Below are 18,734 nucleotides of genomic sequence, written 5' to 3'. Positions count from 1 at the left end.
TATATTTATTTTTCCAATTAAGTTTCTCCAAAATCTTGTTATTTATTATAACACATCCATTTATTTTTTAATATAAAAAAATAAATTGTCTAACAAAAAATAAATCTATATATAAGAAAATGGCTAAAAAAGCCTAGTCATTCTTTTTATTATACCTTATTACCATTGCTATTAAATCATCAAGTACACTATCCGATGTGCCTCCTTTGTAAATACTTTTATCACTTTCCATTATTGCTTTATAGAGTAAGACAGTCTCATTATTCAATATTTTTATCTCTATTGAAAAAATACAATATCTGGTCCAACTTCGGGCAAAATGCATCGTATTCTCTTCCAAAAATATAAACCACTTGTCTTCCATTACTTTTGGTTTCAATCCTCTTTTTAATAGTTTCAATTCATTAAGAGATAATACACGATTGTACTCTAATGGTATTGGCATATTTATAGGATTAAATTTCCAGCTGTTACGAGTTAATATTTCTATTTTGATCACTTCCCTACTCAAATAACTTTTTTATAATTATATTATTTAAAGAAATTTTATGTAATCTTCTTAAATTTATTATACATAATCGTACTCTTATAATCTAAATCATATACAGTATTTAGTATATCCTCGAGTATTTTTATTGTTAATTCTAAATCCTCTTTTTTAGATGAAATAAAATCATGAGTCGCATCATTTCCTAAGTATCTGATTCCATGTAAATTCTTTTTTATATTATCAGTTATAAAAGTAGAATTATCTATTTTATTCATTAAATTTTTCCCTTTTACTCCTTTATCTACACAAATAGCTTCAAGTAAAGTTCTTAGTCCTATTGAACAAAGTAATAAACATGAGTTATTATAACTATCAATTATTTCATTATAAATAACTCTTAATTTTTGTGGTATTTTTATATATATTTTTTTCTTTAATGATTTTATATTTCTTGTTGGATAGAAAGTATTTGTTAAAATAGGATTGCCTTCTTCATCTCTATCTTCAGAAAAATAATCAACTTTTTCAATGACTATTTCATCACAACCCATACATTGCCAAATGATCCAATTCTCACTCCACTCTACTCCAAACATATTTTCAATAATTTCGGAATCTTCAAATAAAAAATCTACTTGATATTTATGATTTCTCTTCCCATTACATTTGTTACAAAACTTTTTTTCTATTCTTTCAGTTTTTTCCAATCATAAACCTCCCTATAAAGTTATTTAGTATAATTATACCATAAAATTATATTAATTTTGAAAATATAAATAAAAAAAGCCTTCAATAAGAACGGCTCATCCCCTAACGGGGTGAGGAATACTTTAGTGAAGTAATTTTGTGATAATCAAGAACAAGATTATCAGGACTACTTTAAACATTGTATTCCTCCAATATGCATAAATTATGGCTCTGTGAAGCCACAAAATATTATAATAAATGAATATAAAAAAAGCTAGATCGAAACCCAGCTTTTTTTCACAGATTTTAATTTATACATATTGTTTTCAAATATATTATATCACATTTCCGAAAAAGTGCAAGTTTTTAAAAATGTGTTTATTTACATTTATTATAAGCACTCTATCTGCATAATAAAGATTCTCTTGGAAAGTTTTATTTTATTATAATTCTTGCTAGTATGATTTTTTTCTTTAAAAAATGGATATAATGAATATCCAAAAAAATCAAATACTCTATTATCTTTTGAAATTGAAAATACTTCTAAGAAAAATTATTGTTTAATTTTTTTAACAAATTAAGAAACTGTTCCTTTTCTTCAATTGTGAAATTCTTATAAGCTGTATTATAAACATTTTTAGAAATTTTATCAAATTTTTTCCTTAACTTCTTACCCTTATTTGTCAAAACTATATTTAGTTTTCTTTTATCATTATCATTCTTAAATTTTTCAATATATTCTAATTCTAAGAGTTTATTTATTAAAAAAGTTACTGTCGATTTATCCTTACCAATTAACTTACTTATTTCTTTCATAGATAGTGGACTATTATTTTCATATAATACTGTTAATATATTTCCACATGATGGTATTAAATCATTTAAACCTTCTTTTTGTAGTTCTTTTTCAATAAATGTCATTATTTTTTTCTTTGTTCTACTTATAAAATAAACTATATATTTATCATTCAATTTTTTTCCTCCTTTAAATGTAATATATTATAACTTTTTTCTATATAATTAACAATCTAAAACAATTTTAGTTTGATACTAAACCAATTATATGTTATTATAATTAAATAATACTAATCAAAAGGAGATTTAAATATGAAAATTAATACTTTTAAAGCTATTGTTGTCTCAGAAGCACATAATGGAAAATTTGATATTAATATTGTTAATAAAAATTTTAATGAAATAGAAGATAGCAATATTATAATAAATGTAAAATATTCCTCTCTAAACTACAAAGATGCTTTATCAAGTCAGGGAAATAGAGGCGTTACTAGAAAATTCCCTCATACTCCTGGAATTGATGCTGCAGGAGTCATTGTTAAAAGTAATTACCCTGATTTTAAAATCGGAGATAAAGTTCTCATAACAGGATATGATTTTGGTATGAATACTTCAGGGGGGTATAGTCAATATATTAGTGTGCCCAAAGAATGGATTTTAAAATTACCGGATAATTTTTCATTAAGAGATAGTATGATTTATGGAACAGCTGGTCTTACTGCCGGTCTTTCTGTTTATCAACTAATAAAATCAGGAATAACTCCAGATTTAGGAAATATATTAGTAACTGGATCAACTGGCGGAGTTGGTTCTTTAGCTATTACTATTTTAAATTCACTTGGCTATACTGTTACAGCACTAACAGGAAAAAAAGAAACTAGAGATTTCTTATTAAAACTCGGGGCTAATGAGGTCATTTATAGAGAAGATTTTAATATAAATTCTGAAAAACCTTTATTAAAAGAAATATATTCTGGTGTAATTGATACAGTTGGTGGTGAAACTTTATCTAATGCTATAAAATCAACAAAATATGGCGGAATTGTTACTTGTTGTGGTAATGTTTCTTCACATAAACTTTCTTCCAGTATTTATCCCTTTATTTTAAGAGGTGTTAGTTTAATTGGAATAGATTCTGTTCAATGTTCTACAGATCTTAGAAAAGAAATTTGGAATAAACTATCTAAAGAATGGAAAAATTCATCTATTGAAAATCTTGTTCAAGAAATTTCTATGGAAGAACTAGTTATATCATTGAAAAACTTTCTATTTGAAGATCATACGGGGAGGAAGATTGTTAATTTAGATAAATAAAATTAAAAAATTCAATTTTAAGACTCAAAATAATTCTATCTTAAATACAATCTTTCAATCTAATTATAACTAAAAGTCATAAAATATGCCCTCTTTTTTAATTAAAAAAAGAGAATTCAATCCCCTACTCCAACTTGTATTGCTCATTTAAGATTTACTTTATCTATTATTTTAGGTAGGTACTCTATCAGTATAAAAGTTCCAAAGGGGTTGAGGAACTCTTGATACAGTACTTTAGTAATTACTATAAAATATAGTAACTATTGCTAATATACGCTCCAAAGATTAAGTTTATGGCTTGCTAGAGCCACGAATTATTATAATATATGATAAAAAAAGTTAGGTTTACACCTAACTTTTTCTAGCAATTTAAAACTTAATCTTTGTTTTTAATGTTATTATATCATATTTCCGAAAAAGTGTAAGTTTTAAAAAATGTATTTATTTATGTCATTATAAGTACTCTATTTGCATAATAAAGGTCTTCTCAGAGAGTTTCATTATAATTTTACTTATTAATATAATTATTTTTACTTTAGAAAATATTTTTTTATTACTAATTCTATCATAATACTCGATATCATTCCAATAACATAGTTTATACATATAAATAGAAACATAATCTTTAGTAAGAAGTTACTTTTTTTTATTCTTCACTATATCTTCTTGATAATAGTAATTATTTTTATCTTCTGCATTATAAATTGTATCTTTAATATACCTATCTTCTGTATATACTTTAAATGTTTCTGGATCGGCATTATTTATTTTTGAATCAAAATAATATACATTGTTTTTATCTTTTCCATAAAAACCTCCTAAAACTTCAAAACTTGACGGATCTATTTTTTCTAATTTTCTATATCCATAATAAACACTATATTTATCCTTACTATAATCCGCCCCTAAATATTTAAAGCTTTTCAAATCTACATCTTCAGTACTAAGAAAAGAGTTATCCCCAAAAGCATAAACATGATTTTTATCTTTGGCATATTCATTACCTAAATATTCAAAACTTTCTGAATCTACTCCTTCCAATTGTATACCAGCAAAATATATTTTATTTTTTTCTTTAGTATACCCATGAATACTTAAAAATTCTATTTTTTTTACCTCTTCACTATTTTCTTGTTTTTCAGAAAAATTTATTTTTTTATCTTTGATTTCACAATAGATAAAAATAGATATACTTAAGAAAATAACTGATATAATTTTTCTCATTTTAACAACTCCTTTTTATTTTAAAATTACGCTTTATATAAGATTTTAAATCGACTTTTCTATTATTCTTTATATAATATAATCAGAGAATGTAAAAATTAATAGCCTAAATTTTCATTTATTAGTATTATTTCCATTTTAATATTATTCATTTTTTTATAATAAATCATCATTCCATTACATATTCTAGATTTACTTGAACAATCGTAGCATTTAATTTCAGAAATCGCACAAGGAGTTTTCAATTTTAATCTTCTTGCATTTAATGGTGCTGCTAAATTTCTTGCCCTGTTAATTGCATCATCCAAATTTAAAGTTAATTTATTTAAGCCTATAATGAAATATACTTTATCATGACCAAATAATGAGCCAGCTATTCTATTACCTGTATCATCAATATTTATTAATTCCCCTGATTCTGTGGCTGCATTAACAGAAGTTATAAAGATGTTTGTTGTTAAACACTTTCTCGCCGTTTCAATAAACTCTTCAGTATTTTTACAAACTCCAGGATCAATTACATTATTTTTCAAAGATAGTTTTTCTTTTAAATTAATGTAATCTAAAGTCAATGAATCACCAAAACCGATATTTTTCCCAACAATTGATTGTTCTAAATAATCAACGGCATTTTCTATTGTTTCAAAAAAGCTTACTTCATATTCTTTTTTTTCAAAATTTTTTATTATTTTTTTATACTTATCTTCCATATCATTTGCTCCTCCCTAATTTTAAAATATCCTATTTTAAAAACTATATCAAATACTTTTATCATGCTCCTAATTTATTGCTGTTTTTCTTCCATTTTCTTTTGTTAATAGTTTTCATATTTTCTTGTCTTTCTTTATCTATTTTTCCACTTTAAAAAAATGACTGATATCAAATGTTATCAATCATTTTTTATTTATTTTAAATTGCCATTCTTTAAATATAAAATAATTAAAATTTTATCCTCAGATACTAACAGATAAATCAAATTTTTATTATCAAAATATATATTATGAAGATACTTCTATAATAACATATATAAATTTTTTTTTATAGTTATATCTTATTAAGGGTAGTCTCTTCATCAAAGCAACACTTTTTTAGAGATTTATCCCTCTAAAATTTCCCACACACAGTAGAAGTTTTTGTTAAAGAATATTTTGAGTATAACAATACACATAAATTTAAAATATAAAAGACTCATACAAGCCTTTTATATTAACTTATTTTCTATTCTGTCTTTTAAATCTAAAATTTTACTTTCAATAATTTTGATTATCATTAAGAATTCATCATCACTTCTTCCTGTTGGATCATCTAACCCCCAGTCCTCTCTATATTTACATGGCAGATATGGGCATTCAACATTACAACCCATTGTAATAACTATATCTAATTCTGGTAACTCTGCTAATAATTTTGATCTTTGAGTTTTTTCCATATCTATTCCATATTTTTCTTTCATTAATCTTACTGCATCTTGGTTAATTTCTGGTTTAAACTCCGTTCCAGCTGAATAAGCTTCAAATGTATTAAGAGCTAATTTTTTCCCTAATGCTTCTGCAATTTGTGATCTACATGAATTATGCACACATATAAAACCAACTTTTAACATATCATTATCCTCTTTCATAGCTATTTTTTTCAAACCAACTTATCGTATTATTTGATATTCTGACTAACATAAGCATCACAGGAACTTCAACTAACACTCCAACAACTGTTGCAAGAGTGGCACCGGATCTTAAGCCAAACAATGATATTGCAACTGCCACAGATAGTTCAAAAAAATTACTAGCACCTATCATTCCGGCTGGTGATGCTATGTTATGTGGTAATTTCCATGCTTTAGCCCATAAATAAGCCAGAAAAAAGATTAAGAATGTTTGTATTGTTAGCGGTATCGCAATTAATAATATATGTAACGGATTATTTAGAATTCTATCTCCTTGAAATGAAAATATTATTATTAAAGTTAGTAATAAACCAATTATAGTTATTCCATTGAATTTTTTTAAAAATACTTCATTAAAATATTCCATACCTTTATTTTTTATTACTATATTTCTAGTAATAAAACCTAATAATAATGGTATTACTACAAATAAAACCGTTGATAAAATCAGAGTATTCCATGGTATTGTTATCCCGCCAATTCCTAATAAAAATCCCACAATTGGTGCAAAAGCTACCAAAATTATAAGATCATTTACTGCTACCTGAACTAAAGTATAGGCAGGATCCCCGTCAGTTAAATAACTCCATACAAATACCATTGCTGTACACGGTGCTGCTCCCAATAAAACAGCTCCTGCTAAATACTCTTTTGCTAAATCAGTTGGAATAAATGATTTAAAGACTATGTAAAGAAAAAAACTTGAGATTGCATACATTGTAAATGGTTTTATTAACCAATTTGTTGTGCAGGTTATTATTAATCCTTTTGGTTTTTTAGTAGCATTAAGTATACTTTTGAAATCTATCTTTAACATCATTGGATATATCATTAACCAAATTAGTATTGCTGTTGGAATAGAAACATTGTAATATTCAAATTTACTTAATGTTTCAGGAATCAGCGGAATAAATTTACCTATTGCCACTCCCAGAATTATACAAATAGCTACCCATACTGTTAGGTATCTTTCAAAAAATCCTATTTTTTTATTTTCATTATTCATAAACTACTCCTCAAATTTTATTCTACAGTTTTGATATTCAGCTCTCTTGTTATTATTTCTGCAGTTTTTCTAGCAATTTCCCCAGTAAATTCTATGCATTGTTTCATATGTACATCTGAGCCCATTTCCATATCCTTTGTTAAAACTCTACAACACAATACTTTATGATTTTCTTTGAAACTTTGCTGTAATTCATCTGCAAGCTCTAATGTTTTATTTACTTGTTTATCTTTTGGATTACTTCTTCCGAAAAAGTATCCTAAGCTAATGATTCCACCTGATACTGCACCACAAACACATTTTGATCCTCCAATACCTACAGGAAATCCTGATGCCATCGCTATAGCTTCTTTGGGTATATTATTATCTATATATTTTTTTATAACAGCAACAATTGCTTCTGAACAATAATAGTCACCTTCCGCATAATATTTTTCTGCTTCTTTTTTTATATTTCCTAAGCTTACCTCTTTATCCATGACTTATCCTCTTCTCTTATTAATTAAGTGAGCATGTTTAGATAGCACATTTTTCGTTTTTAAGTTCAAAATATTTTTCTAATTTTTTTAAATCTTCTTGATACATATCTTCTTTTCTCAAATAATTTTCTACTAATAATTTTAATAACTCATTTTCCTTTTTTATCAATGTATAATGTGACCATTGAGCTTCTTTTCTATCCTTGACAAAAGCATTATTTTTTAAATACGCCAAGTGTCTCGAAGCTTTTGTCTGTGTGATATCAAGCACTTTTAAAATATCACATACACACAATTCTCTGTCATATAATAAATTAACTATTCTTAACCTAGTTTCATCTGATAATGCTTTTAACTGGTCTACGATATCAATCATTACTTACCTCCATACTGTAACTATAAAATTTCTATTAATTCTTTTATTGTTGCTACTCTTCCGGAAACTACTACTTTTTCATCAATTACCAGAGCAGGAGTTTTCATTACGCCGAATTTCAAAATCTCTTTCATATCTGTTACCTTTTCCACCTCTGCTTCTTTTCCGCTTTCTTTCAAAGCCTCTTTAACATTTTTTTCTAAATTTTGACAATTTTTGCATCCGCTTCCCAAAACTTTAATTTTCATATTTTTTTCCTCCTTTAAATTATATAAACATATAACCGAAAAAATTAAAAGAATATCCGATTATTATTATTCCTATACCTACTATTAAAACAAAAATCGTTAACAACTTTGGCTTTACCACTTTACTTAACATTATTACTGAAGGCAGAGACAGTGCTGTAACTGCCATCATGAAAGATAATATTGTTCCTATTCCTACTCCTTTTAAAAATAAAGCTTCTGCTATCGGGATAGTACCGAATATATCTGCATACATCGGCATTCCTAATATTGTTGATATTAATACAGCAAATTTATTATTATTCCCTATTAGATTTTCTATTAATTCCTGCGGTATCCAGTTATGAATCAGTGCTCCTATTCCTACTCCGATTATTACATAAGGCCATACTTTTTTAAATATATCTTTTACCTGTTCCTTGGCAAACTCATGTCTTTTTCTTTTTGTCATGGTTTCCAGCTCACCGTCAACATCAGGCATTTCTCTCACATATTCCTCTACCTGTGATTCTAAATTTAAATGGTCTATTATACCACCGCCTACAACAGCCAGTACTAATCCCACTAAAACATATACAAACGCTATCTTAAATCCAAAAAAAGACATTAATAACAAAAAACTTCCGAGATCCACTAATGGTGAGGAAATTAAAAATGAAAAAGTAGTTCCTAATGGTAATCCTGAGGCTGTAAATCCTATAAAAATAGGAATGCTTGAACAGCTGCAGAAAGGTGTTATCGTTCCTAATAAAGCTCCTACTATTCTACCTTTAATTCCTTTCATATTTCCCAATAATTTTTTAGTTCTTTCGGGCGGAAAATAGCTTTGTATATAAGAAATCCCATATATTAACAATGTTAATAATATAAATATTTTTATAGTATCAAATATAAAGAACTGAATACTTCCACCTATTTGAGAAGCTAAGTCAAGTCTTAGTAATTTTTGTACTATAAGTCCAGACAAATCATTCAACCAAGTCATTTTAAAAAAAATATCCATTATAGAATTAAACCCTTTTATAAACATTTCCATATTTTTCTCCATTCTTCATATTCGTTAAACCGGTTATACAAATAATATCATAAATGAAAATATATTGTCAACTTTTTTTGAATTAATAGAAAAAGCCCACAAACTTCCAAGTATTATAACTCTATTCAAAATAAAAAAGTTAGGCTTACTACCTAACTTTTTTTAATTTAATTCTTAAATTTTGTAAAAGTAACCTATAATATCTTTTTTGCATGATTTCATTTAGTGGTTACTCTTATAGGACCTGCTATACTATTAAACAATAAATCCCCATTTGGTAAAAACTGTACTATTGCATAGGCTCCATTACCATAGTTATCAAATCCAAATTTTGCTCTATATACTGTTCTACCGTTCTCCCAGTCTAATCCTGTTACTTCCCAACCAGTTTTTTGGTCATATCCGTTTACGAATACTATATTTGAGCCTGTACTCATTGAAGGTACCATACTAATCGATGATACATCTCCTCTTGCCCATACAGATTTCCATGAATCTGTTTTTGAATCCCATTGTACTCTTTCCAATCCTACAGGAGGTTTAATTACTGGACCTAGTGCTATTACTCCAACCAATCTGTCATCTGGTGCCTTATACACTATATTATTTACTACAAATGCCCCATAACCTTTTACTACTACTGACTGTTCCGAATGTATCCATTTTGCAGTTTTGGGTTGCCCTGCTGTTATAGGCATCTGGTCGGCTATATGGTTTGATTTTGTTCCAGGTTTTTGTTTAAATCCTACTGGTATTTCATCTCTCCAGATTGTCACTATATTCATTCTGTCCTGTCCATCTGTTATCATCACTAGTTTATCTTTATCAGAACCAAATCCCATAAGAGTTGGTGTAGAACCAGTTCCTTTTCCAAATTTTACTGAAGGTGTCTGTTCTCCAATATTATATTCTGATTTCCAGGCCCCATCTTTTTCATCCTGTTCTCCTTTTGCCGTTTTCCATAAATACATAAACCTCACTATAAAATATTTATAATTATTATATCATAAAGCTAAATAAAAGATATTGACTTTTTTAATTTGTATGGTAAAATAATAATGCAGATAGGTAACAACTAAAAAATTGATAGAATCTCGTAACTACGACCTTTAAATTCCCATATAAGGTCGTTTTATTATAAAAAAAGAACTCTTACGAGCTCTAGTTATTTATACTTAATCTCTTTGCAAGATAGAAGACTTATTATATGCATATATTAACATTCTGTTCCTATATTTCTATAATAAGCCTTTTCATGTATACATTATACTTAAAATATCTTTTTTAATACATATAAATTTCTTTAATTTGTATATGCAATTAATTATATTGTCATTTGATTATCCTTATAATATTTCATTATTTATCAATATATTTCAAAATAAATCATTATTACAATCATGAAAAAAATATTGAAACTCCACTTAAAAGATGCCAATATATAAGAATAGTAATGCATATTAATTTACACTAAAAACATATTACAAAATGAAGGTAATGCGGATACGCTCATAATTAACTTTAGGAGTGGTTATTTTTCTTTACTTCTTTTAATTTATGTGTTAAAGTAAATTTAGGTCTATGAAAAATAAAATAAATAAATCTAGTTTATTAAAACATTTTTCACTCCAATTATTGGTAAACCTCCTAATAGGAGGTTTTTTATTTCTTGATATTTATTAGTTAATCTGAAAAATTGAAGCAGAGATTTGTATGTCTATCTTATCCTGACGATTTTATACTAACTTATTTTTTCTACCTGATTTAACATAACCCATTCAATCTCAGCTATTTTTCTGAATTTTCTAAAAAATCCTAGATATATAGGATTCTGTATTTTTCATATCTTCATTTTTATGTTTTTCAAAATCTTGTATATAGAAGAATAAAGATTGAATTGTATATAAAAATATGTTATTCTTAACATATGAATAAAGGAGGCTTTATGGTATTTTATACTTATCAATATTTTGAAAATAAAGTTCATTCTAATACTGTTCTAAAGTATATTATTATAATTTCTGTATTAGTATTATTCTTTTTTTTAATTGTTAAATATTTACAAAATCGTATATCTTCTAAATATAGAGATTTAATTATTATCCTTATTTTAATTATTATTTTAATGTTAGGTATTAATTATAGTGAGTATAATCAAAGTAAAACGAATTCTGCTCAAACCTCTGAAATGCTTAGTTTTATCCAAAAAATGAGTACTGATAAATCAATTTCAGTTGAAAATATTTTAGTAAATAGTACTTATTTATATGATGGTATAGTTATAAGACTTGATAGAACATATTATCAAGTTAATTTTGACAGTGGATTCAAATTCTACTCATTAAAAAATGTTGAATTATTAGTTTCTGATATTGAAATCAAAGAAGAATAGGAGTTAATCATGATATTATTTTATTATACTTTTATAAAACTAGTTTTAGGTATTTTTTGTTTAATTTTCCAAATTAATTTAATGGGAAAAGGAAATTTAGCTCCTTCTACAGCAATGGATCAGGTTCAAAATTATGTACTTGGTGGAATTATTGGGGGTGTTATATATAATAAAGATATTACTGTTTTACAATTTTTTTTAATTTTAGTAATTTGGACATTACTAATTTTTACACTTAAATTTATTAAAAATCATAATAGATACATCAAGTATTTATTAGATGGAAAACCTGTAACTTTAATACTTAATGGAAAAGTATTAACAGATGAATGTATGAAATCTGGAATAACTGCCAATGATTTAACATTTAAATTACGCACTCTGGGAATATATCATATTCATTCTTTAAAAAGAGTTGTTCTTCAAGAAAATGGTCAGTTAAGCATAATAACAGTCAATGATAAGGATGATATAAAATATCCAATTGTAATTGATGGACAAATTAATTTTGATGTACTAGAAATAATAAATAAAGATGAAGATTGGATTATTAATGAAATAGAAAAACAAGGTTTCACGCTATCACAAATATATATAGCTGAATATATATATCAAAAAATTTTTATTTATCCATATGGAATCCCATTAAAACAAAAAAACTAGGCTCTATACCTAGCTTTTCTTCATTATTTCCTCTCTATTTCTTTAGCATCATTATAAATAGTTATTCCTAGTACTTTAACTTCAAGACCAATATAATATGTATTTCTCACACCGCGCATAGCATGCCAATTTATTATTTGATACAACATGGCTTCGTGCCTTATTGTCCCACCATCTTTTAGATAGAAAGTTTTAGGAACTAAAGTCAATACAAGTAATATTGTAATAATGAGTGATATAATCATTTTCCTTTTTTTGTAATACATTTATTTTCCTCCCCAAAAATACAATAGTTTCTTTTGTAGCACTATAAATTAAAAGTATTTTCTATTTTTTATAGGTTGCCATACTTTATATAATCTACTGTATCATCATTCAATACAACCACAAATAAAAAAATACCAGACTGCAAAATATTGTAACTAGAATAATTACAGTTCTATAAAAAACCTTTCTTTTTACTTTTTTCATGGATAATCTCCGTTCTTAACCATTATATAAATATTATAATATACAAGTAAAGTTTATATAAAGATAAAAGAAAATTCTTTCTCTTCTTCTCAATATTGTTTTTATATAAATTTATATGCTGTTTATGTTATAATATTCCATACTAAATTCAAAAGGAGTTTTTTCATGAAAGAAAAATTTTTTTACTTAATTATTCTCTACAATATTTTAGTTTCACTTTTTATTATTAGTTTTTGTACTGTCTTAATTATATTTGTTGGAGAAAAAACAAGCTTTTAAATTTACAAATTCAATAATTTACTATTTTACAATCTTTTTTCATTAACTTTTTTAATTCATAAAAAAAATTCTGATTTTTCTATTGTTTTTGTCAATTTTTACATTTGCTTTCTTATACTTAATTTATCGTTGTAGCATTCTTCTTAATTATGATGATTGGATTAAATGCCCTAATTCTATATAAAAAAGATTCTTATAACTCTTTTTTAATTATGGTAAACAATGACTACAGAGTTTCCAACAACAACAATATGATCAATTATATACTTGTATTCTAACAATCGAACAAGTTGTTTTCCTGCCTCTTCAGAAGTAACTGTCACTGAATAATAACCTGAGTAACTTATTATATTGAAAATTAAAAATAATGAAAAAATGATTTTTTTCATAATACCTCCTCATATTTTATTTATATTATACCTTTAATTGCTTATATATTTATTCTGCGGATTCTTCCTTACTTGATCATAAAAACTCCCATTGTTTGTCTTAAAATTCAGAGTCGAGAATATCGTATTAATCTCAATGCTGCCTAAATCTAAAACTCCAAAAATTATAATTCCTACTATTAAAGTACTTCTCTTTTTTCATTTTTTCATAAATGCTCAAACTCCCCCATAAAAGATTTATAATATTATAGCATAATATTGAGTAAAACTAAAAAACGACCTTCTGATTCCATATAAGGTCGTTTTTCATATAAAAATTCATCTCTATGTTTCAAATAGTACTGACTAAAACCTTCAATAGTATAATCCTTTACCTCACTCATGTCATACCTGCTGGCATCTTTTTTCTTTATTATATCATTTTAAATATGATAATATTATGTCATATTTAAAAATTAGTTCAATGAATATTTTTATAAAAATATAACCTTACAATTCCAAGCAAAGTTATTTTTTTATAAAAGCGCCCTATATTAAGGCGCTTTATTCCTATTGAGTATTTTATGGTGTAACTATATTGAAGTCAGGTGTAAAACTATCAAATAATCCAAGATATTCTTTTAATTTATTTACATCTCCTGATATTTTTACCTTACCTGAACTAATTTCTTTATCAAGTGTTGTTTCTTTAGTTTGAATTGCATCAAGAACTGTTTTATCCATTGTTAATGTTATTTCTGCATTTTTAGTAAATGAATTAACTTTTCTATATGTCAATACTGAATTTTCTAAATTTACTGTATACTTCTCTTTTATATCCGGAAGTTCCCAGTTCAATGATAAATTTTTCCCGTTTGCTTTATCTCCGTTCAAACGTATTCCTAAATAATCCAAATACATATCCATTGTCATAGCTTTTACAGTATCAGGTGTATTTGTCCCAAATGTATCTGGGACTTTCGGAGTTCCATTTCTTAATTCGTATGCTCCCATTAAATATTCATTTCTCCAAGTCGGATCTTCTGCCTGATATCCTAATTGTTCCAATGCATCAGCTGCCAGATTTTTAGCTTCTTGATTATCTGGTTCTGCAAATACAACCTTGTTCATGACTTCTGCTACCCATCTATACTCACCTCTATTATAATATTCTTTTGCTTTTTTTATTACAGCTTTAGATCCTCCCATAAATTCAACGTATCTTTTAGAAGATTCCATCGGAGGGAGAGGATTTAAATTAGCCGGATTACTGTCATACCATCCCAGATATCTTTGATACACGGCTTTTGAATTATGACTTAAACTTCCATAATAACCTCTTATAGACCATTCATCGTCTAAACCTTTGGGATAGCTCATTACTTCAGCTATTTCATTCATCGTATATCCTTCATTTGCGAGCCTTAATGTCTGATCATGAATATACTTATATATATCTCTTTGTTTTACCAAATAATTACTTATATTCTCCTTCCCCCACTTTGGCCAGTGATGTTGCGCTATCACTATCTCAGTCTTATCCCCATAATCCGCTAATAATAAATCTAAAGTTTTCCACCATACTACTGCATTCCTTACCTGAGCTCCTCTCAATGTATATAAATTATGTAGAGTATGTGTAGCATCCTCAGCTGTATTTAACATCTTAAATTGTGGAAAATACAATAACATTTCTGCCGGAGCTTCAGTTCCAGGAGCCATTATAAATTCTATTTCTATTCCATCTATAATCTTTTTTTCTCCAGTTTTTGATATTAGATCTGTTGGAGCAATTAATCCAGTATTTCCAAGAGAACCTGTTTTCCCCAACCCTGCATCTACCTGACCGTCTACACCTTTAGGAAGTAAAGCTCCATATTGATATATAGCCCTTCTGCTCATTGCCGTTCCAGCATATACATTTTCACTGGCTGCCTCTTGTAAAAAAAACTCAGGAGCATATATTTTTACTTTTCCGGATTTCACATCTTTTTCATCAGCCACTCCACGTACTCCTCCATAATGGTCACCATGGCTATGTGTATAAATAATAGCTTTCACAGGTTTTTTTGGTCTGTTTTCATAATAAAAATCTAATGCTGTTTTTGCTATTTCTTCCGCTAATAATGGATCTATTATTATAAGTCCTGTATTTCCTTCTATAATTGTCATATTAGAAATATCAAATCCTCTTATTTGATATACTTTATCAGTTACTTTAAAGAGCCCGTTGATATTATTTAACTGGGCAATTCTCCATAAACTTGGATTTACCGTACTTGGAATTTCTTTATTATTTACAAAATCAAATTTTGTCATATCCCAAGCCTCAGTTCCTGCTTTATTTTTTATAACTAAATTAGGTATCGTATCTATAAATCCTCTTTTAGCATCCTCAAAATCCTGCATGTTATTAAATGGCAGCTCTTTTAACACTTGTTCATTTTTTTCCTTTGTAAAAGATGTTGCTGGTTTAGGTTGATCAGCTGCATAAATAGTAATTGTCATTAAAATAGACAGCAAACTAACTTTCAAAATGTTCATTCTACTCATAAAATTTTCCTCCTGCAATTCATTTTTTAAAAAATATATAACACACCTTAATATAACATATAGTTATTTACATATACAACATTTATAACAACATACTTTAAAAATGTCAAGAAAATTAATCAATATAAAAAATTATTCAGAATATAAAACCATAAAAATTCAAATAATTAAAAATAAAATTCATTAATTTTTTTATTGCAAAAAAGAATTCTTTCTATTTTTATTGATGATATTAGTATAGAAAATTGATAAGAGGAAAATATAAAACGACCTTATATAAAAATAATAAGATCGTTTTGTTATAATAATTTTTATTTTTCTTATATTTGTTATTGAACTCCAGGAAACATATTAACAAATTCAATCTTAAAATCAGAATTTACATTTACAAATTCAACTGTAAAATCTGAGAACATATCGGTAAATTCCCATTTACCACAAGAATCAGAAAACATATTCACTTGCTCAACCTTAAGATCTGCACCACTACTAACAACTTCTACTTTAAAATCGGCCATAGATGATACAACTCTTACTTTACCATACAATCTCTTACCATTTAATGTGCAGTCACTGCCAATGTTTCCTGAAAAAATTACTGCTCCAAATAATAAGAATAGAGGAACTCTTTTCATAATACCTCCTAATGTTTTATTTATATCTTATACTATAACTGTGACATTTATGTGAAGATGAGAAAAAGAACCCTCACAGATCCTTTAAAATATTTTGAATGGTTCATTGATTATTCAATCAATTTAGCTTTTACCACCAAAATTTTTCTTTGCCTGACATTGACTCAATTGCAAGGTTCAATTTTACTATTAAAAATTGCAGTTGCAGCAATTCTTCTTTATCAAACTCTTTAAATAATCCCTTATATTTAGAATAATATTCCGGAATAAAATTTTTCATAAAATCTTTTCCTTTCTTATTCAAAACTACACGTGAAAATCTTTTATCTTCTTTTAATTTTTTTCTTTCAACTAAACCTTTTATTTGTAGAGTTTTCACAACATTACTTACAGTTACATTTGAAATTCCTAATTTTTTAGAAATATTAGTTATATTATCAATATTTTTGTCACTTACATATAAACAAAGTAAAATTAAAAATTGACTGTTCGTCATTTCTATTTTGCTTAAATAACTCTCTATTTTAGCAATAGTTTTCTGACATATCAAAATATATTCCAGATAAGACTTAGTAATATCACTATCAACACTGGGAAAATCTTTAGCTAATAACTCATAATGTTTCTCACTTGGAAATTTAGTCTTCATATTAACCACCTCACTTTATTTTTTATAATTATACACGAAATATATAAAATAAAAAAGAACCTTTTTTTAGGTTCTCAAACAATTAAAATTATATTATACAACAATTCATGTTATTTCCGTTTTACTTATATAAAGCATTTGCTTTTTTTCTCTCATAGTCTGCTTCCAAAGCATTTCTTTCAGTTATTAACTTTTCTATTACTGCCCAATCTGAATTTCCGCTTCTTTTCGCAATATGAATTTGATAACGTTTTTCTTCTATTTGTACTAACAAATCAATATTATCTTTTTTAAACTGCAATTCTTTCTTATCAAAATTCAATTCTTCTAAATCTGCCTTATATTCTCTTTCTTTTTCAGCTAATTTTGCTGGTTTATCTCTATATTTTACTCTGTCTTCCTCTATTTCTGCTGTTATTTTTTTTTCATCACTTATTATCTCTGCCTCATCTTCTGCTATTTCTCTCTGAACTTTACTAAGACTTGATTTTGCTTCTGCTACAAGCAATGACTTATTACTATTACTTTTTGCATCCTCTACAACTGGCTGAGTTCTTATAACATTTGCATATGCTAATGTTGCAAAAATTAATATACTTATTAAAATTGTCAAAATTATGCTCTTTTTCATGTAAAATCTCCTTATTTTTTATTGTACTACATTTTATCATATATTTCCCAAAAAAGGAATCTTCCTACAGATTATATAAACTATCTTTTATTACTTAAAATATCTTATCCAATTGATTTATAGTTTTTTTTGAACATTTTATCTATCTTATTACTCTATCTACTAAATCATAGTGTATTTCCTTTTGGGGAATTAACGCCAAATTCCTTTTTTTATCTGTTACTAGTATTCCTACTTTCGTTTCAGTCAATTCAACCAAATCTGCGTCCAATAATTTCAATTTATTTAAACCTATATCTGTAAACACTTCGTTTGCTTTTACAAACCTCTTTTCTAGTAGTGTTTCATAATATTTATATGTTAATTCTGGTGTTTCTTTCTCTTTTATTCCACTTGATTCTTCTGAAGCTTTTGAAGAACCCTCTGACCAATATCCGGATGCATAACTAGGTGCAAGTACAACCAGCCCTGAATAAAACGATGATGCACCTGAAGGATCTTTAGGCACTATATCTATATCTCCAAATATAAAGGCTCCTAAAAGTAAAAATAGTAATGATTTTCTCATTCATTCATCTCCTTTAAGTTAATTTATTAAAAAAAGTTGCTTCTGATGACCGATCATACTCTTCTACAAACTTGATATTATCCTCCAGATATTTTTCTATTTTTGGATCATATAATGCATACTCCATTTCTATTTCTCTATTTTTTACTTTCTTCCTCTTCAGATTTTCCATGTGGATTTTCAAGTGGTTCAAAAGCGCTGTGAATC

At 26.6% G+C, this 18,734-nt stretch carries 22 protein-coding genes; 3 read left to right on the top strand and 19 right to left on the bottom strand.

Translation table 11 applies throughout. The features are described 5' to 3' along the window. Positions 1–133 precede the first annotated feature (133 nt). From STERM_RS21155 to STERM_RS06445, 3 genes are all read right to left on the bottom strand, one after another. Positions 134–445, bottom strand: a complete 312-nt coding sequence (locus STERM_RS21155; RefSeq protein ID WP_244407220.1) for a hypothetical protein — start codon at positions 443–445, stop codon at positions 134–136. Positions 446–546: 101 nt separating this feature from the next. Then, positions 547–1,197, bottom strand: coding sequence for a DUF4145 domain-containing protein (locus STERM_RS06450; RefSeq protein ID WP_012860771.1), 651 nt, complete (start codon positions 1,195–1,197; stop codon positions 547–549). Positions 1,198–1,720: 523 nt separating this feature from the next. After that, complete coding sequence (locus tag STERM_RS06445; protein ID WP_012860770.1) at positions 1,721–2,149, bottom strand: MarR family winged helix-turn-helix transcriptional regulator; 429 nt, start codon at positions 2,147–2,149, stop codon at positions 1,721–1,723. Positions 2,150–2,284: 135 nt separating this feature from the next. On the opposite strand from STERM_RS06445, the gene STERM_RS06440 reads away from it, so the two are divergent. Next, positions 2,285–3,286: a YhdH/YhfP family quinone oxidoreductase gene (locus STERM_RS06440; RefSeq protein ID WP_012860769.1), complete on the top strand. Its 1,002-nt coding sequence runs from the start codon at positions 2,285–2,287 to the stop codon at positions 3,284–3,286. A gap of 636 nt (positions 3,287–3,922) precedes the next feature. On the opposite strand, the gene STERM_RS06435 is transcribed toward STERM_RS06440, so the two are convergent. From STERM_RS06435 to STERM_RS06395, 9 genes are all read right to left on the bottom strand, one after another. Continuing rightward, positions 3,923–4,510, bottom strand: coding sequence for a DKNYY domain-containing protein (locus STERM_RS06435; protein WP_012860768.1), 588 nt, complete (start codon positions 4,508–4,510; stop codon positions 3,923–3,925). A gap of 98 nt (positions 4,511–4,608) precedes the next feature. Continuing rightward, the gene (locus STERM_RS06430) at positions 4,609–5,220 is read right to left on the bottom strand and encodes a lactate utilization protein (protein ID WP_012860767.1); all 612 of its coding nucleotides are present in this window, start codon (positions 5,218–5,220) and stop codon (positions 4,609–4,611) included. Between the two features lie 491 nt (positions 5,221–5,711). Further along, a complete protein-coding gene (locus STERM_RS06425) occupies positions 5,712–6,113 on the bottom strand; it encodes an arsenate reductase ArsC (RefSeq protein WP_012860766.1) in 402 nt (133 codons plus the stop codon). Between the two features lie 4 nt (positions 6,114–6,117). Continuing rightward, a complete protein-coding gene (gene arsB, locus STERM_RS06420; RefSeq protein ID WP_012860765.1) occupies positions 6,118–7,179 on the bottom strand; it encodes an ACR3 family arsenite efflux transporter in 1,062 nt (353 codons plus the stop codon). 17 nt (positions 7,180–7,196) lie between these two features. Then, complete coding sequence (locus STERM_RS06415) at positions 7,197–7,658, bottom strand: C-GCAxxG-C-C family protein (RefSeq protein WP_012860764.1); 462 nt, start codon at positions 7,656–7,658, stop codon at positions 7,197–7,199. Between the two features lie 37 nt (positions 7,659–7,695). After that, positions 7,696–8,034 carry an ArsR/SmtB family transcription factor gene (locus tag STERM_RS06410; RefSeq protein ID WP_012860763.1) on the bottom strand — a complete coding sequence of 113 codons (339 nt, stop codon included), beginning with the start codon at positions 8,032–8,034 and terminating at the stop codon, positions 7,696–7,698. 20 nt (positions 8,035–8,054) lie between these two features. Beyond that, positions 8,055–8,282, bottom strand: a complete 228-nt coding sequence (locus STERM_RS06405) for a thioredoxin family protein (protein ID WP_012860762.1) — start codon at positions 8,280–8,282, stop codon at positions 8,055–8,057. Positions 8,283–8,301: 19 nt separating this feature from the next. Next, positions 8,302–9,318 carry a permease gene (locus STERM_RS06400; protein WP_012860761.1) on the bottom strand — a complete coding sequence of 339 codons (1,017 nt, stop codon included), beginning with the start codon at positions 9,316–9,318 and terminating at the stop codon, positions 8,302–8,304. Positions 9,319–9,536: 218 nt separating this feature from the next. Further along, positions 9,537–10,289: a hypothetical protein gene (locus STERM_RS06395; protein WP_012860760.1), complete on the bottom strand. Its 753-nt coding sequence runs from the start codon at positions 10,287–10,289 to the stop codon at positions 9,537–9,539. A 974-nt stretch (positions 10,290–11,263) separates the two neighbouring features. Here STERM_RS06395 and STERM_RS06390 point away from each other — a divergent pair. Both STERM_RS06390 and STERM_RS06385 read left to right on the top strand, forming a co-directional pair. After that, positions 11,264–11,710, top strand: a complete 447-nt coding sequence (locus STERM_RS06390; RefSeq protein WP_012860759.1) for a DUF3290 domain-containing protein — start codon at positions 11,264–11,266, stop codon at positions 11,708–11,710. Between the two features lie 9 nt (positions 11,711–11,719). Further along, entirely contained in the window at positions 11,720–12,373 is a 654-nt protein-coding gene (locus STERM_RS06385; protein WP_012860758.1) for a DUF421 domain-containing protein, read from the top strand. Between the two features lie 23 nt (positions 12,374–12,396). Here STERM_RS06385 and STERM_RS06380 read toward each other — a convergent pair whose 3' ends face one another. From STERM_RS06380 to STERM_RS06350, 7 genes are all read right to left on the bottom strand, one after another. Further along, on the bottom strand, positions 12,397–12,639 hold the full coding sequence (locus tag STERM_RS06380; protein ID WP_012860757.1) for a hypothetical protein: 243 nt from the start codon (positions 12,637–12,639) through the stop codon (positions 12,397–12,399). A gap of 690 nt (positions 12,640–13,329) precedes the next feature. Next, the gene (locus STERM_RS06375) at positions 13,330–13,512 is read right to left on the bottom strand and encodes a hypothetical protein (protein WP_012860756.1); all 183 of its coding nucleotides are present in this window, start codon (positions 13,510–13,512) and stop codon (positions 13,330–13,332) included. A gap of 561 nt (positions 13,513–14,073) precedes the next feature. After that, a complete protein-coding gene (locus tag STERM_RS06370) occupies positions 14,074–16,044 on the bottom strand; it encodes an alkyl/aryl-sulfatase (RefSeq protein WP_012860754.1) in 1,971 nt (656 codons plus the stop codon). Positions 16,045–16,373: 329 nt separating this feature from the next. Further along, positions 16,374–16,679: a 7(1) septoil knot domain-containing protein gene (locus STERM_RS06365; RefSeq protein WP_012860753.1), complete on the bottom strand. Its 306-nt coding sequence runs from the start codon at positions 16,677–16,679 to the stop codon at positions 16,374–16,376. A 130-nt stretch (positions 16,680–16,809) separates the two neighbouring features. Continuing rightward, complete coding sequence (locus STERM_RS06360) at positions 16,810–17,328, bottom strand: MarR family winged helix-turn-helix transcriptional regulator (protein WP_012860752.1); 519 nt, start codon at positions 17,326–17,328, stop codon at positions 16,810–16,812. A 121-nt stretch (positions 17,329–17,449) separates the two neighbouring features. Beyond that, a complete protein-coding gene (locus STERM_RS06355) occupies positions 17,450–17,959 on the bottom strand; it encodes a hypothetical protein (RefSeq protein ID WP_012860751.1) in 510 nt (169 codons plus the stop codon). A 142-nt stretch (positions 17,960–18,101) separates the two neighbouring features. Beyond that, positions 18,102–18,527: a hypothetical protein gene (locus tag STERM_RS06350; protein ID WP_012860750.1), complete on the bottom strand. Its 426-nt coding sequence runs from the start codon at positions 18,525–18,527 to the stop codon at positions 18,102–18,104. Positions 18,528–18,734 lie beyond the last annotated feature (207 nt).

Origin of the sequence: Sebaldella termitidis ATCC 33386 (assembly GCF_000024405.1) — a bacterium.
Taxonomy (GTDB): Bacteria; Fusobacteriota; Fusobacteriia; order Fusobacteriales; family Leptotrichiaceae; genus Sebaldella; species Sebaldella termitidis.
The sequence above is the reverse complement of the archived record's forward strand: the minus strand, read 5'-3'. Positions and strand labels throughout refer to the sequence as shown.